Raw genomic sequence first — 15,775 nt, forward strand, 5'->3', positions numbered from 1 at the left:
TGGTAAATAACAACCTTTCATTTTCTTTATTAGATTTGTAATCTATATTGATCATTAAGAGTAATTCATTCAAAATCAGTTGCCGCCATGAAAAAGATTATTCTATTGATTCTGTTGATGGCTACAAAGCATATCGCTTACGGACAGAACTTGCAGTGTAACACCAATTGTTATCGTGTTGATGATGTTTTATATAAATTTCCTATCGAATATGTAGAAGAGCAGAAGGTTGCTGGTAATGATTTTAAATCTTGGATATTATATAATTCCGAATGGTCAACACTAAAAAATGAATATGGAAAATAAGGAAAACATTTTATGCATGCTTTTTATATTAGCCATGGTATGCAGCTGTAATAGTAAAGTAGATCCAGAGTTAATCTATGGCTATTGGGCTTGTAATGACACAGTTATGAGTCTTAAACCGTCACAACCAATTGGCCCTAAATTGGACTTATTTAGTCTGCAAGAAGCGTGGATAGATCCTGTTATCAGTGATACTATTTATTATTTTAATTCATGTAAAGTTCAAAATGACACGCTCGTGTTACAGGATGAAGATAAGATTTTCAAATATCGTATAAAAGAGCTATCTGATTCTATACTCAAAATAGAATCAGACAAAAAATATTATACGTATAAACTAAAAAAATCATATAGGAATAATACTATTCATTTTCGGAATTCTATAACAGCTAAAAACTTTCATGTTGATTCTTTAGATATAATCATCAAATCAAAAAGAACTAATTCTGATTTTGGAAGTCAATGGTATATTATCAACAAATATGAGATGATTAAGGCTCGTAACTTGTTTTTTAGTTTTATTGGCAACCAAGAGTATAAGTCTAACAAACAAGATACTCATCTTGTTTTAAAGTCACCAAATGAGTATTTCCGGCAATATATTGGTGAAAAAGTCGGAAAAACGATCTATGTTTATGTGATTATAATAGATAGTTTCATTGATTTTTCAGGATATATGCAATTAAAAGAAATGGCTATGTTCAATAGAGGGTATACTATTAAAATTAATCTTACCCAAAATCAAATTATTGATTTCTGGAATAATGAACATAGTATATAGGAAGATATGAAACAATTTCATATTTTTTATTGGAGAAGTATTGTTTTGATATTAACTTCTACGAGTACTATTACTGTTCCAGAAAGAAGAGGGAGACAGTGGATTAATCCTTTTCCCAAATTAACAAAATACGGAATATTATAAGTTAAAGGGAGAAGATAAAATTCCATATAAGAATATACAAATTTATCTATGAGAAAATAGTTTTAAATTTTATATTATTTATGTGCTTATCTTGTTCTGGAAGCAGGATAATAACTAGCATTGAAGTCTCTGAATTGTTACTTATTGTTTCAGAACAACAAAGTATAAATTATTCTCATTTATTAAATGAGGCAGTAAACGGAGAAGAAGTTGCCGTATGCCAATTAGCACTGCTGGATATTTATGACTGTGCAGGTTATGAACATGGTATAGTTATTGTAGATTTAATAGTGTTAATCGGTGAAGAACATTTATCCAGCCACTCAATGGAGTTAAGCCAAAAAAAGAAAAGATAAAAAGCTATCTTAAAGCAGGATTACAATATGGGAGTAATCCGAAAACACATAATCAGATATTCAAGGGTATAAAAGCACATTTTTATTATTGCATTTATGTGTATAATTTATTTCTAATTGTGGCTCTACAGTTTTTTTAGAATTTATCTTTTAAAAGATAATGAAGTATGATTATTTTTGTATCTTTGCAGAAAGACAAGAGAATATCGTATGAAACAGACCAAGATTGTTGCTTCGATTAGTGACCGCAGATGTGATCAAGAGTTTATCCGCAAGTTGTTTTTTGCGGGCATGAACGTTGTAAGAATAAACACTGCACATGCAACGCCGGATGGCATTAGGCAGATTGTTACGAATGTGAGGGCAGTGTCGCCGCACATAGGTATTATGATTGACACGAAGGGACCTGAAGTGAGAACCACCGGATTGCAGGAACCTATTCGCTATACGACGGGTGATGTGGTAAAGATTTTTGGACGCCCGGATATTGATTCGTCACGTGATATTATTAATGTGTCCTATGTGGATATTTGTAAGGACGTGAAAGTCGGTGACCATCTGCTCTTCGATGATGGAGAAATCGACATGGAGGTGATGGAAAATGAAGGCCCTATGTTGATTGCGAAGGTACTGAACGATGGCACATTGGGTGCTCGAAAGAGCGTGAACGTTCCCGGAGAACATATTGATTTGCCGGCACTTACAGAGAAAGATAAAATGAATATCTTGTTGGCTATAGAACTTGATATTGATTTTATAGCCCATTCTTTTGTTAGAAATTCCTCTGATGTGAAGGCTGTTCAGGATATTCTTGATGCGCATGGCAGCGATATTAAGATTATTTCTAAGATAGAGAATCAGGAAGGAGTCGACAATATAGATGAGATTATTGACGCATGTTACGGTATTATGATTGCCCGTGGTGATTTAGGAATTGAAGTGCCTATTGAGAAGATTCCGGGTATTCAGCGCCAAATTATCCGTAAGTGTGTCGTGAAAAAACGTCCCGTTATCGTGGCAACTCAAATGTTGCATACGATGATTAATAATCCCCGACCTACACGTGCCGAGGTTACTGATATTGCGAATGCTATTTATTATCGTACGGATGCGTTGATGTTGAGTGGTGAGACCGCCAGTGGCAAATATCCTTTGGAGGCCGTTCAGACGATGGCCCGTATTGCGGAGGAGGCCGAAAAGGACAAAGCTCGTGAGAATGATATTGAGATTCCGATGGCGCCTGATTGCAATCAGCGTGAGTTCTTGGCTCGTGCGGCTATTAAGGCTACCCAAAAAATGGGTGTGGCCGGTATCATTACCGATAGTGAAACGGGAGAGACGGCACGTAATTTGGCTGCCTTTAGAGGTCCCGTTCCCGTGTTGGCGATTTGCTACAAGGAGAAAACACAGCGATGGCTCAATCTTTGTTATGGTGTGATTCCTATTTATCAAAAAGAACATGTGTCTTCTCAATATATGTTCTTTGCGGCCTTGAGAATGTTGAGACAGAAGGGGTATATAGAATTAACTGATAAGATTGCCTATTTGAGTGGTAGTTTTGGTGAAGGCGGTGGTACGACATTCCTTGAGATAAATAAGGTGAAGGAAGTGTTTGAACGTCGTTATCAGTTCCACCTGCCTAATGAACGAGTAAAGAAATAATTTAAAAGAATATAGGTTTATGACACGCATAAAGACAATTGGCATTATGACTTCGGGAGGAGATTCTCCCGGCATGAATGCTGCCATCAGAGCCGTGACTCGGGCAGGTATTTACAATGGCTTTACGATTAAGGCTGTGTATCGTGGTTTTGATGGCTTGATAAATAATGAGATAAAGACTTTTACGACCGAGAATGTTAGTGGTATAATCGGTACGGGTGGAACGATACTTAAAACAGCCCGCAGTAAAGACTTTATGACAGAGGAAGGACGTAAGAGGGCTTATGAGAATATTAAGCAGCAAGAAATTGACGCCCTTGTCGTCATAGGTGGTAATGGCTCGTTGACGGGTGCCATGGAGTTTGCTCGTGAGTACGATATTTGTTGTATCGGTTTGCCCGGAACGATAGATAATGACCTTTATGGAACGGATAATACCATCGGATATGACACAACGATGAATACGATTATGGAATGTGTTGACCGTATTCGAGATACGGCGCAGAGCCATGAGCGTATTTTCTTTATAGAGGTGATGGGACGTGACGCCGGATTTTTGGCTCAGAATTCTGCCATTGCTTCCGGTGCGGAGGCTGCGATTATCCCCGAGGATAGTACGGATGTGGACCAATTGGCACAATTCATGGAGCGTGGCATACGCAAGAGTAAAAAGAGCTGTATCGTAATTGTCAGCGAAAGCCCGAAGTGTGGTGCGTTGTATTATGCGGACCGTGTAAAGAAGGAATTCCCTGAATATGATGTGCGTGTGTCTATCTTGGGCCATCTGCAACGTGGAGGCCGACCAACGGCTCGTGACCGAATTCTTGCCAGTAGAACGGGAGTAGGCGCGATAGAGGCAATCTTGCAGGGGCAGCGTAATATTATGGTTGGTGTTAGAAATAACGAGGTGGTGTATGTGCCATTGAGTGAGGCCATCCGAAGCGACAAACCTTTTGATCGTAAGCTGATAAAGGTTCTTGACGAGTTGAGTATTTAATCACAAGATGAACCTGTCACCTAATATTAAAAGGTATTAAAAAGAGGAGAATAGTTCTTTGAAACTACAAAATGTTTTGCAGTTTTCAGTAATTATTGTTACTTTTGTTTTATCAAATAGTTAGAAAGTTAACATATAAAATAATAGCTTATGTCACAAGTTATCGGGCATATTTCCCAAATTATCGGTCCTGTTATTGACGTTTATTTTGAAACAAAGGGACAAGATGCCGAGAAAGTATTGCCAAAGATTTACGAAGCTTTGAAAGTAGAACGGCCTGATGGCAGCGAATTGGTCATTGAGGTGCAGCAACATATAGGTGAAGATACCGTTCGATGTGTGGCAATGGATAATACTGATGGCTTGCAGCGCGGATTAGAGGTTTTGCCTACAGGTAGTCCTATAACCATGCCTGCGGGAGAGCAAATCAAAGGCCGTATGATGAATGTTATCGGTAAGCCTATTGACGGAATGGAAGAGTTGAATATGGAAGGCTCTTATCCTATTCACCGCGAAGCTCCTACATTCGATCAACTTTCTACTCACAAGGAAATGCTGGCAACCGGTATTAAGGTGATAGACCTTTTGGAGCCTTATATGAAAGGTGGTAAGATTGGTCTGTTTGGTGGTGCCGGTGTTGGTAAGACTGTGCTTATCATGGAGCTTATCAATAATATTGCCAAAGGACATAATGGCTATTCCGTATTTGCAGGAGTAGGTGAACGTACACGTGAGGGTAACGACTTGTTACGTGATATGCTTGAAAGTGGCGTTATCAAATATGGCGAGGCTTTCAAGAAAGCCATGGAAGAAGGAAAATGGGATCTGTCATTGGTAGATAAGAAAGAGTTGGCAGAGAGTCAGGCAACCTTGGTTTATGGTCAGATGAATGAACCGCCGGGCGCACGTGCTTCTGTGGCTTTGTCCGGACTAACCGTGGCCGAAGAATTCCGTGATCATGGTGGAAAGAATGGTGAATCTGCGGATATTATGTTCTTTATTGATAATATCTTCCGTTTCACGCAAGCAGGTTCTGAGGTGTCCGCGCTATTGGGACGTATGCCATCTGCTGTAGGTTATCAGCCTACTTTGGCAAGTGAAATGGGAACCATGCAGGAACGAATCACTTCAACGAAGAATGGTTCTATCACGTCTGTTCAGGCGGTTTATGTTCCTGCTGACGACTTGACTGACCCTGCTCCGGCCACAACATTCTCGCATTTGGACGCAACGACAGAGCTTTCTCGTAAGATAGCTGAGCTTGGTATTTATCCTGCTGTTGATCCGTTGGGAAGTACTTCTCGAATCCTTGACCCACTGATTGTCGGTAAAGCTCATTATGACTGTGCCCAACGTGTTAAGCAATTGTTGCAGCGTTATAATGAATTGCAGGATATTATTGCGATTTTGGGTATGGATGAGTTATCCGATGAAGATAAATTGACCGTAAACCGTGCACGTCGTGTGCAGAGGTTCCTTTCTCAACCTTTCACGGTGGCGGAGCAGTTCACCGGTCTTAAAGGTGTGATGGTTCCTATTGAAGATACGATAAAGGGCTTTAACGCGATTCTTGACGGTGAGGTTGATGACTTACCTGAGCAGGCTTTCATCAATGTCGGTACAATAGAAGATGCAAAGGAGAAAGCAAAGAAGTTACTTGAAGCTGCTAATGCCTAAGTTCTGATAGATAATCAATTAAGTTGATATAGTAAGGACACTTAAAAGTTAGGTTTATGTTGCAGTTGAAAATAGTTTCTCCTGAAAAGCAGGTTTTTAAAGGTGAGGTGATTCGGGTTATTGTGCCCGGCTCTATGGGAGAGTTTGAAATATTAGAACATCATGCTCCCATTATTTCATCTTTAGATAAAGGACGAGTGACTTATCAGTCGCAAGGTAAAGATACACAAGTTTTAGATATTCGAGGGGGCTTTGTAGAAGTTCAGAAAAACGAAATCCGGTTGTGTGTTGAATTGTAATCATATAGAAGTAGAAGCATGAAGAACTCTAAGTCTGCAAGCAAGACATATATCAAACAAGCAATCATGATAGTCTTTGCTTTATTTCTTTTAGAGTTGTTGGCATTTCAAGTCCTGAATCAGGATTTATCGTTGACTCCTATTCTTGTCAGTATAGGGTTTGCTTTAGTTGTGGAAATCAGTGAAGCGCTTATATGGCAGAAGATGGAAAAACAAGATGATGATACAAAAGCAACGTTCTTTATGGCTGTATCAGGTTTTAGATTCTTGTTGGCTCTCTTGCTGATATTTGTCTACTATCTGTTGTCTGAGAGCGGATCGATGTTCACATTTATCTTGCTGCTTGCGCCATGTTATTTGGCAGTGTTGATACATCATTCTGTCTTCTTCTCAAGTATGAATAAAACTCGTTGAATGGCCTAACGGTATAAAATAAAATGAAAAAGATCAAATCTTTACTTCTCCTTATTGTGTTTCTATTGCTGCCGCTGTCTTCTTTTGCGGCGCATGGGACCAAAGGTGGGGAAATGAATATATCAGAGATAGTGCTTGGTCATCTTTCTGATGATTATGAATGGCATATCGTAACCTACAAGGATAAAGAGATTAGTATCCCGTTGCCTATTATTCTCAGAAGTTCGGCTACGGGAGATTGGATCTTTTGTGGCCCTGAAACTTTACCTTCAAATTTTTATTTTGATGAAGGTCATCATGGAAAGATTTACGAGAAAATGCCCGATGGTAGTACTGTACGACCTTTGGATTTGAGTATAACGAAAACGGTAGCTCAAATTTGGATCGTTGTCTTTGTCTTGTTAGGTATTTTCAGCTATTGCGCACGTTGGTATAAGAATCGTGATGAGAAGAGTGAAGCGCCCGGTGGTTTCGTTGGTGCAATGGAAATGATAGTCATGTTGATTAATGACGATGTTGTTAAGTCCTCTATAGGAGAGAAACATTACAAGCGTTTTGCTCCCTATTTGTTGACAGTCTTCTTTTTTATATTGACAGCAAATTTAATAGGATTGCTGCCTATTTTCCCGGGAGGTGCCAACGTAACGGGTAATATCAATATAACCTTATTCCTTGCAGTATGTACAATGATAGCAGTCAATCTATTTGGTAATAAGGAGTATTGGAAAGATATTTTTTGGCCCCATGTGCCTTTCTTCTTAAAAGCTCCAGTCCCTTTAATGCCGGTGATAGAGTTGTTCGGTGTCTTCACGAAACCGTTTGCACTGATGATTCGTCTTTTTGCAAATATGATGGCCGGTCATGCTGTTATCCTAAGTTTTACTTGCGTTATCTTCTTGGGATGGTCTATGGGCGTTGGTTTTGGACTTGGGCTAAATACATTTAGTATTATCATGCTCTTGTTCATGAACTGCTTGGAGTTATTGGTAGCATTCGTTCAAGCGTATGTGTTCACACTGTTGAGCGCAGTCTTTATAGGATTGGCCCATAAGGAAGAAGAGGCAGAGTAGTCTTTGCATAAAATAAAATAGAATTTTCAAATATTAATAATAAGTTAAAACGAATAATTATGATGATTTCAACTTTGTTGGCTGCTTCAGGTCTGGCTCAGCTGGGCTGCAGTCTTGGTGCTGGTATTGCAACTATTGGTGCAGGTTTGGGTATTGGTAAGATTGGTAGTAGCGCCATGGACGCAATCGCTCGTCAGCCCGAGGCTTCAGGTAAGATTATGACAAACATGATTTTGACCTCTGCTTTCGTTGAAGGCTGTGCTTTGTTTGCGATTGCTGCTTGCGCATTTATCATTAAATAAGTATTTAAATATTTCGAATGGAGAATTTGCCATCAATATTGACGCCTGATCTTGGACTTCTTTTTTGGATGCTCCTTGCGTTCTTGGTGGTCTTTGTCGGACTTGGATTTTTTGCTTTCCCTACAATTATCGCAACTGTTACAAAGCGTAAATTGTATATAGATGAAAGTCTGAGTAAGGCAAATGAAGCTTCAGAACGTTTGCTGCATATAAAGCAGGAAGGTGAAGCCCTCTTGCAAGAAGCTCGTGAGCAGCAGGCTAAGATAATGAAAGAGGCGGCCGCTGCCCGTGACGCTATCGTTGAGCAGGCACAAGAAAAGGCACACGAAGAAAGCTCTCGTATAATCTCTGAGGCAAAGAAGCAGATAGAGATGGAGAAAGAAGGAGCTATTCGTGAAATCCGCTCTCAGGTGGCTGAACTCAGTGTTCAGGTAGCCGAAAAAATCCTTTGTGAGCATTTATCAAACGATAAGTCTCAAATGGATATGATCAATCGCCTGCTGGATGAAGTTTCTCAGAAAGAATATAAAGAATAAAAACGTGTTGTTATGGATTTAGGTGTAATATCAGTTCGATATGCCCGTGCACTGCTGAAGGCAGCTTTGGCTGACCAGCAGGAGAATGAGCTCTATAAAGAGATGCAGATCCTTTTGCAGAGTTATGCTGAAGTACTTGAACTGAGATTTACGATTGATAATCCCATGCTTCAAAAGGATAAGAAACAAGCTGTGCTGGAACTTGCCTGCGGAGCAAATGTAAGTAGTCTTACAAAGAAGTTTATTGCCCTTGTATTGAAAGAAGATAGGGAGAACGCCTTGCAATTCATGGCCGCATCGTACATTACTCTTTACAGGAAATATAAGAATATCACCCGTGGTAAGCTTATAACAGCCGCTGCAGTCAACCATGATACAGAAACAAGGATGAAGCAGATGGTAGAAAGTAAGACTCAAGGTCCGGTGGAATTTAATACAGAGGTAGATACTAACATCATCGGTGGTTTTATATTGGAATATGATACCTACCGTATGGACGCCAGTGTGCGGAGTAAACTTCGTAAGATTCTTACTGCGCTTAAAAAATAAGTATTTAGTTTAATAGAAAAAGATAAAAGATGTCTGATAAAATTAAACCGAGTGAAGTGTCAGAAGTGCTTCTTAAAGAACTTCAAAGCATTAACAGCGGAGAGCAATTTGACGAAGTCGGCACTGTACTGACTGTAGCGGATGGTGTGGCTCGTGTCTATGGTCTTCGGAATGTTGAGGCAAGTGAGTTGCTTGAGTTTGAGAATGGCACAATGGCTATTGTGATGAACTTGGAAGAAGATAATATCGGTTGTGTGCTTCTTGGTCCTACTGCAGGTATTAAAGAAGGCCAGACGGTGAAGCGAACCCGCCGTATTGCTTCTATTCGAGTGAATGACAACTTCTTGGGACGTGTCGTTAATCCGTTGGGACAAGCCATTGATGGATTAGGCGATATAGATTTGACGGAGTCCTTTGAAATGCCATTGGATCGTAAGGCGCCGGGTGTTATTTATCGTCAGCCTGTAAAAGAGCCTTTACAGACAGGTTTAAAGGCTGTCGATTCCATGATTCCCATAGGACGCGGCCAGCGCGAGTTGATAATTGGTGACCGACAAACGGGTAAAACCGCCATTGCTGTTGATACAATTATCAATCAAAAAAGCTTTTATGACGCAGGCAAACCAGTATATTGCATTTATGTGGCAATCGGCCAAAAGGCATCTACTGTAGCAACTTTAGTACAGACATTGAAAGAGCATGGTGCATTACCTTATTCTATAATAGTAAGTGCCACTGCGGCTGATCCGGCAGCAATGCAGTATTATGCTCCATTTGCGGGCGCTGCTATTGGTGAGTATTTCCGTGACCGCGGCTTCAGTGCGCTTGTTGTTTATGATGATTTGTCAAAACAAGCCGTAGCATATCGAGAAGTTTCTTTGATTCTTCGTCGTCCTTCCGGACGTGAAGCTTATCCCGGTGATGTGTTCTATCTGCATTCACGTCTTTTGGAACGAGCTGCTCGTATTAACAATCAGCAGGAAATAGCAGAGCAAATGAACGATTTACCCGCTTGCATGAAAGGTCATGTTCGTGGAGGTGGTTCACTTACGGCGCTGCCTATTATTGAGACTCAGGCTGGTGACGTTTCGGCTTATATTCCGACCAATGTAATTTCTATTACTGATGGTCAGATTTATCTTGAGACTAACTTGTTCAACCAAGGTTTCCGTCCTGCGATTAATGTTGGTATTTCCGTATCTCGTGTAGGTGGCTCGGCCCAAATCAAGAGTATGAAGAAGGTTGCCGGTACGTTAAAACTCGATATGGCACAATATAGGGAGTTAGAGGCTTTCTCTAAATTCTCAAGCGATATGGATGCGGTCACAGCGATGACTTTGGACCGTGGACGAAAGAATAACCAATTGCTTATTCAGCCGCAATATAGCCCGATGCCGGTTGGCGAACAGATAGCCATTTTGTATTGTGGTGTACATGGTTTGATGCATGATGTGCCCGTAGACCAAGTTCGTGCGTGTCAAGAGCAGTTCCTTGATGCAATGCGTTCCTCTCATAAAGAGGTTATCAACTCTTTGGCTGAGGGCCAGTTGACTGATGACGCGATAAAGGTTATTGAAGAAACAATGGCTAATATTGCCGGATTGTATAAGAAGTAATTTATTAAATGTCAACGCAATGCCATCATTAAAAGAGATAAAGACACGTATAGCCTCCGTCAATAATACTCGTAAGATTACGAGTGCTATGAAGATGGTTGCCTCAAGTAAACTCCATCATGCACAGACTGCTATTCAGAACATGCTACCTTATGAAAATTTACTTGAGCATATACTGAAGTCTTTCTTGATAACCGTGCCTGAAGTGCAGAATAAATTTCAAGCGGAGCGAGAGGTAAAGCATGTGGCACTTGTTGTATTCACAAGCAATAGTTCGTTGTGTGGTGGCTTTAATAATAATATACTGAAGTTGCTTCAGACAACAGTTGATGAATACAAGGCTCAAGGGATAGAAGATATTTTAATTTATCCTATAGGTAGAAAGGCCGAGGAATACGCTGTAAAGCGTGGAATGAAAATCGCTGGTAGTTTCCTTTCTTTGGTTGACAAGCCTAATGCTACTGAATGTGCTGTCATTTCCAGAGAATTGCGAATGAAGTTTGCTACTCATGAATTGGATAGGGTAGAATTGATTTATCACCATTTTAAATCAGCCGGTAGTCAGATTTTAACACGCAAGACCTTTTTGCCTATTGACTTATCTACGGAGAATATTGGCAAGGAAAATGACCGTGATTTATCCAGCAACCTTGTCACCGCAAAGGCACAAGAGTATCTTCGCCAGAAAAAGGCGAGAGAGGCTTCTGATAAAAAGACTGAAACTCAGGCCCTTAATGATAACTTTATCGTAGAGCCAAGTTTGGATGCGGTTTTAGATTCCTTAATACCTAAGGAGCTTAATTTGCAAGTCTATACGGCTTTGCTTGATAGTAATGCCAGTGAACACGCTGCACGTATGGTTGCAATGCAAACCGCTACAGATAATGCTGATGAGCTGTTGAGAGTGTTAAATTTGCAGTATAATAAGAGCAGACAACAAGCCATTACAAGCGAATTGCTTGACATCGTTGGTGGAAGCGTTAATAATTGATAGATAATTATTTAGAGCAATTAAATTAATAGAAGGCGAATCACTTTGTGATTTGCCTTTTTTTGAACAATTAGAAAACTTTTATTACCTTTGCAAAAGATAGCAATGACAGGCTCAAAAAGGGCTTCTAACAAATAACAACGATGGGAATATTTGGATTATTCAGTAAAAAGAAGAAAGAGACATTAGATCAGGGGTTGGAGAAGACTAAACAAAGTGTTTTTGATAAGTTGTCTCGTGCCATCGCAGGAAAGTCTAAGGTTGATGATGACGTCTTAGACAATCTTGAAGAAGTTTTGATTACCAGTGATGTAGGGGTAGATACCACATTGAAGATAATAGAAAGAATAGAGGAGAGAGTGGCTAGGGATAAATACGTTTCCACTTCTGAACTTAATTCTATTCTTCGTGATGAAATAGCCAACTTATTGGCGGAGAATCACACCGAAGATAATGACAATTGGGATTTACCCGCCTCGGAAGACCCTTATGTTATTCTCGTGGTTGGTGTGAATGGGGTAGGAAAAACGACTACCATCGGAAAGCTGGCACATCAATTTAAGCGTGCAGGCAAAAGCGTTTATTTAGGAGCTGCCGATACATTTAGGGCAGCCGCGGTAGAGCAAATCAGTATTTGGGGAGAACGAGTGGGTGTTCCTGTCATCAAACAGCAAATGGGAGCTGACCCTGCTTCCGTCGCTTTCGATACTTTACAAAGTGCGAAAGCAAATCATGCCGATGTTGTTCTGATAGATACCGCAGGTAGATTGCATAATAAAGTAGGCTTGATGAATGAGCTGAAAAAAATTAAGGAGGTCATGAAAAAAGTCATACCAACCGCACCAAATGAGGTAATGCTGGTATTGGATGGCAGTACCGGCCAGAATGCTTTTGAACAAGCTAAGCAGTTTTCAGCCGTAACCAATATTACCAGCCTTGCCATTACCAAGTTAGATGGTACGGCTAAAGGTGGAGTGGTCATAGGTATCAGCGATCAGCTGAAGGTACCCGTGAAGTATATTGGCTTAGGAGAAAAGGTAGAGGATTTACAATTGTTTAATCGAAACGAGTTTGTTGATTCTTTATTTAATAAATAATTAGTCAAATGAAGAAAAATCAAATCGATATTATTACCATGGGCTGCTCAAAGAATCTCGTAGACAGCGAGCTCTTGATGAAGCAGTTTGAGGCTAATGGTTATATATGTAAGCATGACAGCAAGAATCCTCAAGGAGAGATAGTTGTTATTAATACTTGTGGATTTATAGAGACTGCAAAAGAGGAAAGTATCAACACGATATTAGAATTTGTCAATGCTAAGAGCGAAGGAAAGATTAATAAGCTCTTTGTCATGGGATGTCTGTCGCAGCGTTATAAAGACGAGTTAGAAAGCGAGATTCCTGAAGTGGATAAATTTTATGGTAAGTTCAATTATAAACAGCTTCTCTGTGATTTAGGCAAAGCCACGGTCCCATCGTGTGATGGTGTGAGGCATTTAACAACTCCACGCCACTATGCTTATTTAAAAATAGCTGAAGGCTGCGATCGCCATTGTGCTTATTGTGCCATTCCCATCATAACCGGCAAACATGTTTCGCGACCGAAGGAAGAAATTCTTGCGGAAGTACGCGATTTGGTAGCGTCCGGTGTAAAGGAGTTTCAAGTGATCGCTCAAGAACTTACCTATTATGGTGTGGATATTGATGGCCATCGTCATATTGCTGATTTAGTACGTGATATAGCAGACGTGCCCGGTGTTAAGTGGATAAGATTGCATTATGCCTATCCTAACCAGTTTCCAATAGAATTATTGGATGTGATGAATGAGAAAAGCAATGTGTGCAAGTACTTGGATATAGCATTGCAACACATTTCTAATCCGGTATTGAAGGCTATGCACCGTAATGTCTCAAAAGAAGAAACCGTAGAACTTATAAAACAAATTCGTGAGCGTGTGCCCGGTATTCATCTGCGTACAACAATGATGGTTGGTTTCCCGGGCGAGACAGATGAGGACTTCCAAGAGCTTATTGAGTTTGTTAAATGGGCTAAGTTTGAGCGCATGGGGGCGTTTGCTTATTCCGAGGAGGAAGGAACATATAGTGCAGACAATTATGAGGATAATGTTCCTGAGGCCGTGAAGCAGAAGCGCCTTGATGAATTGATGGCTGTTCAGCAGGACATCAGTGCGGAAGTAGAAGCTCAAAAGGTAGGAAAGATTTTGAAAGTTATTATCGATAGGAAAGAAGGTTCTTATTATATCGGTAGAACAGAGTTCTGCTCTCCGGAAGTTGATCCGGAAGTTTTAATTCCGGTAGGTGAGAAAACTTTGCGGGTAGGTTGTTTTTATAACGTAAGGATTGTACAATCGGAAGAGTTCGATCTTTATGGCGAATTGGTTTAAGTAACGATGAATAATAAAGAATTTATTTCGGAATTGGCCCAACGAAGTGGATTGACGCAAGCTGACACACAGAAGCTCGTAAATTCCATTATCGATCGTATGATGGTAGCTTTTGACTCCGGCGAGGATGTCAATATATCTTCTTTCGGGGTGTTTGAGCTCAAAAAGAGGTTAGAACGAGTAGTTAATAATCCATCAACAGGTTTGAAAATGTTGGTTCCACCTAAAATAGTTCTTAATTTTAAACCAAATTCTTCTGTAAAAGAGCGATTAAAAAATGGAAAGGCAGTTTATGATTAAAACAAACGACTTAGTACAAGACCTTGTAAAGGTGCATAAACTGACCAAGGAAGAGGCAGAGCGCTTTGTCAATCTATTATTTGAACTAATTGATGAAGGATTAAGTAATGATAGGTTGGTAAAGGTTAAAGGATTGGGTACTTTTAAAGTAACCAGTGTCAGTGCTCGCGAAAGTATTGATGTCAATACGGGAGAGCGTATTGTGATTGACGGTCGCGACAAAATTTCTTTTAGTCCTGATGCGGTGCTTCGAGATTACGTAAATCGTCCTTTCGCCCAATTTGAGACTGTTATCATAAACGAAGGTGTAGATGTAGAGCAACTACTTAATGTCGAAAATACAGCCTCTGAAGAATCCAACGAAATGGATGAAATCAGAAGTAATGGGTTGCAAGAAGAATCGAATGAAGCCGTGGCTTTGGAAAAAGCAGAGGAAAATACTTTTATAGAGGAAGAAACTTCTCTTAATGATATTCACCCTGAATTAACAGAAGAGCCTGCGGAAGAATGCCAAAATGTAACGGATGAGGTTGTAAACGCTATCGATTCAACTTTGGATTCAAATATAATCCATGACGTGCAGAGTGAAGAAAGCGCATCAAAAGAATTAGATTCTGTAGAACTTGTGGAGGAAAAATCTGAGGAAAGTGCTACGGTAGCTATGTTTGCACCCGTTTCGCACCATCAGAAGGACGAATTAGCAGAGGAAAAGTCGGATGATAAAGCTAAGGTACAGCACTCTTTAAAGAGAGTTGTTACATGGTTGTCTATTCTTTGTGTCCTACTTCTCTTTATGTGTGGTGGCCTTTTTTATTATACGCTGAAGGTTATAGATCAACGTAATCGTCAAATAGACGACTTGATTGTAAAGATTAATAAGGTGCATAATAACTCTTCTCATAAAGCTATTAGCAAACCTACAGCTAAAGTAGAGGAGGAGCAGCAAGCTCGTGCAAGTGTACCGGAGAATTCCACTCCGGCTGCAGAAACGAAACAAGTTGTTGAGGAAAATGTTCAGCAGCCGTCTTTGCCGAAAGAAAAAATACAACAGCCTGCCGAGAAGAAAATTGATAGTGAACACAGTGAGAATACAGATTACTCTTCCTTGAATCGAAAGGATGTCCGTGTGCGGACCGGGGCATATAGAATCGTAGGTGTGAAGTCTGTTGTAAAAGTTAAGAAAGGGCAAACCCTTCAATCTATCAGTCGGCTATATTTAGGCCCTGATATGGAATGTTATGTGGAAGTCCTGAATGGTAAGAAAACAGTGACAGCAGGGGAAATGCTTAAAATTCCAGCTCTTAAACTAAAGAAACGTCGCTCGTAGTTTAGGCTGCAAGCATTCATTACGTTTGAAACTCTGTGACTTCG

General features: G+C 40.1%; 18 protein-coding genes. All 18 read left to right on the forward strand.

Features of this window, described 5'->3' with window-relative positions; all coding sequences use genetic code 11:
- Positions 1-87: 87 nt before the first annotated feature.
- The 18 genes from VIR50_RS05965 (at position 88) to VIR50_RS06050 (ending at position 15,731) form a co-directional block, all read left to right on the forward strand.
- A complete protein-coding gene (locus tag VIR50_RS05965) occupies positions 88-306 on the forward strand; it encodes a hypothetical protein (RefSeq protein WP_331934223.1) in 219 nt (72 codons plus the stop codon).
- Positions 296-1,087 (forward strand): hypothetical protein, encoded by a 792-nt coding sequence (locus VIR50_RS05970; RefSeq protein ID WP_331934224.1) that lies wholly within the window; start codon positions 296-298, stop codon positions 1,085-1,087. Before VIR50_RS05965 ends, VIR50_RS05970 begins: the two co-directional genes overlap by 11 nt.
- Before the next feature lie 278 nt (positions 1,088-1,365).
- On the forward strand, positions 1,366-1,587 hold the full coding sequence (locus tag VIR50_RS05975; RefSeq protein WP_331934225.1) for a hypothetical protein: 222 nt from the start codon (positions 1,366-1,368) through the stop codon (positions 1,585-1,587).
- 210 nt (positions 1,588-1,797) lie between these two features.
- Positions 1,798-3,249: a pyruvate kinase gene (gene pyk, locus VIR50_RS05980; protein WP_331934226.1), complete on the forward strand. Its 1,452-nt coding sequence runs from the start codon at positions 1,798-1,800 to the stop codon at positions 3,247-3,249.
- 19 nt (positions 3,250-3,268) lie between these two features.
- Positions 3,269-4,246 carry a 6-phosphofructokinase gene (gene pfkA / locus VIR50_RS05985; protein WP_331934227.1) on the forward strand — a complete coding sequence of 326 codons (978 nt, stop codon included), beginning with the start codon at positions 3,269-3,271 and terminating at the stop codon, positions 4,244-4,246.
- Positions 4,247-4,396: 150 nt separating this feature from the next.
- On the forward strand, positions 4,397-5,923 hold the full coding sequence (gene atpD / locus VIR50_RS05990) for a F0F1 ATP synthase subunit beta (protein WP_331934228.1): 1,527 nt from the start codon (positions 4,397-4,399) through the stop codon (positions 5,921-5,923).
- 56 nt (positions 5,924-5,979) lie between these two features.
- A complete protein-coding gene (gene atpC, locus VIR50_RS05995; RefSeq protein WP_331934229.1) occupies positions 5,980-6,222 on the forward strand; it encodes an ATP synthase F1 subunit epsilon in 243 nt (80 codons plus the stop codon).
- Positions 6,223-6,240: 18 nt separating this feature from the next.
- A complete protein-coding gene (locus VIR50_RS06000) occupies positions 6,241-6,636 on the forward strand; it encodes a hypothetical protein (protein ID WP_331934230.1) in 396 nt (131 codons plus the stop codon).
- 23 nt (positions 6,637-6,659) lie between these two features.
- Positions 6,660-7,706, forward strand: a complete 1,047-nt coding sequence (gene atpB / locus VIR50_RS06005) for a F0F1 ATP synthase subunit A (protein WP_331934231.1) — start codon at positions 6,660-6,662, stop codon at positions 7,704-7,706.
- Between the two features lie 59 nt (positions 7,707-7,765).
- The gene (gene atpE / locus VIR50_RS06010) at positions 7,766-8,008 is read left to right on the forward strand and encodes an ATP synthase F0 subunit C (protein WP_331934232.1); all 243 of its coding nucleotides are present in this window, start codon (positions 7,766-7,768) and stop codon (positions 8,006-8,008) included.
- Between the two features lie 17 nt (positions 8,009-8,025).
- The gene (gene atpF / locus VIR50_RS06015) at positions 8,026-8,544 is read left to right on the forward strand and encodes a F0F1 ATP synthase subunit B (RefSeq protein ID WP_331934233.1); all 519 of its coding nucleotides are present in this window, start codon (positions 8,026-8,028) and stop codon (positions 8,542-8,544) included.
- A gap of 12 nt (positions 8,545-8,556) precedes the next feature.
- Positions 8,557-9,093: a F0F1 ATP synthase subunit delta gene (locus VIR50_RS06020; RefSeq protein WP_331934234.1), complete on the forward strand. Its 537-nt coding sequence runs from the start codon at positions 8,557-8,559 to the stop codon at positions 9,091-9,093.
- A gap of 29 nt (positions 9,094-9,122) precedes the next feature.
- Positions 9,123-10,709, forward strand: coding sequence for a F0F1 ATP synthase subunit alpha (gene atpA, locus VIR50_RS06025; RefSeq protein ID WP_331934235.1), 1,587 nt, complete (start codon positions 9,123-9,125; stop codon positions 10,707-10,709).
- Between the two features lie 19 nt (positions 10,710-10,728).
- On the forward strand, positions 10,729-11,700 hold the full coding sequence (locus VIR50_RS06030) for a F0F1 ATP synthase subunit gamma (protein WP_331934236.1): 972 nt from the start codon (positions 10,729-10,731) through the stop codon (positions 11,698-11,700).
- Positions 11,701-11,843: 143 nt separating this feature from the next.
- Positions 11,844-12,797 (forward strand): signal recognition particle-docking protein FtsY, encoded by a 954-nt coding sequence (ftsY, locus tag VIR50_RS06035; RefSeq protein ID WP_331934237.1) that lies wholly within the window; start codon positions 11,844-11,846, stop codon positions 12,795-12,797.
- An 8-nt stretch (positions 12,798-12,805) separates the two neighbouring features.
- Positions 12,806-14,104: a 30S ribosomal protein S12 methylthiotransferase RimO gene (gene rimO, locus VIR50_RS06040; protein ID WP_331934238.1), complete on the forward strand. Its 1,299-nt coding sequence runs from the start codon at positions 12,806-12,808 to the stop codon at positions 14,102-14,104.
- 6 nt (positions 14,105-14,110) lie between these two features.
- Positions 14,111-14,404 (forward strand): HU family DNA-binding protein, encoded by a 294-nt coding sequence (locus VIR50_RS06045; protein WP_331934239.1) that lies wholly within the window; start codon positions 14,111-14,113, stop codon positions 14,402-14,404.
- Entirely contained in the window at positions 14,397-15,731 is a 1,335-nt protein-coding gene (locus tag VIR50_RS06050) for an HU family DNA-binding protein (RefSeq protein ID WP_331934240.1), read from the forward strand. Before VIR50_RS06045 ends, VIR50_RS06050 begins: the two co-directional genes overlap by 8 nt.
- Positions 15,732-15,775 lie beyond the last annotated feature (44 nt).

It is taken from the genome of Prevotella sp. (genome assembly GCF_036570325.1).
In the GTDB taxonomy this organism is placed as follows: Bacteria; Bacteroidota; Bacteroidia; order Bacteroidales; family Bacteroidaceae; genus Prevotella.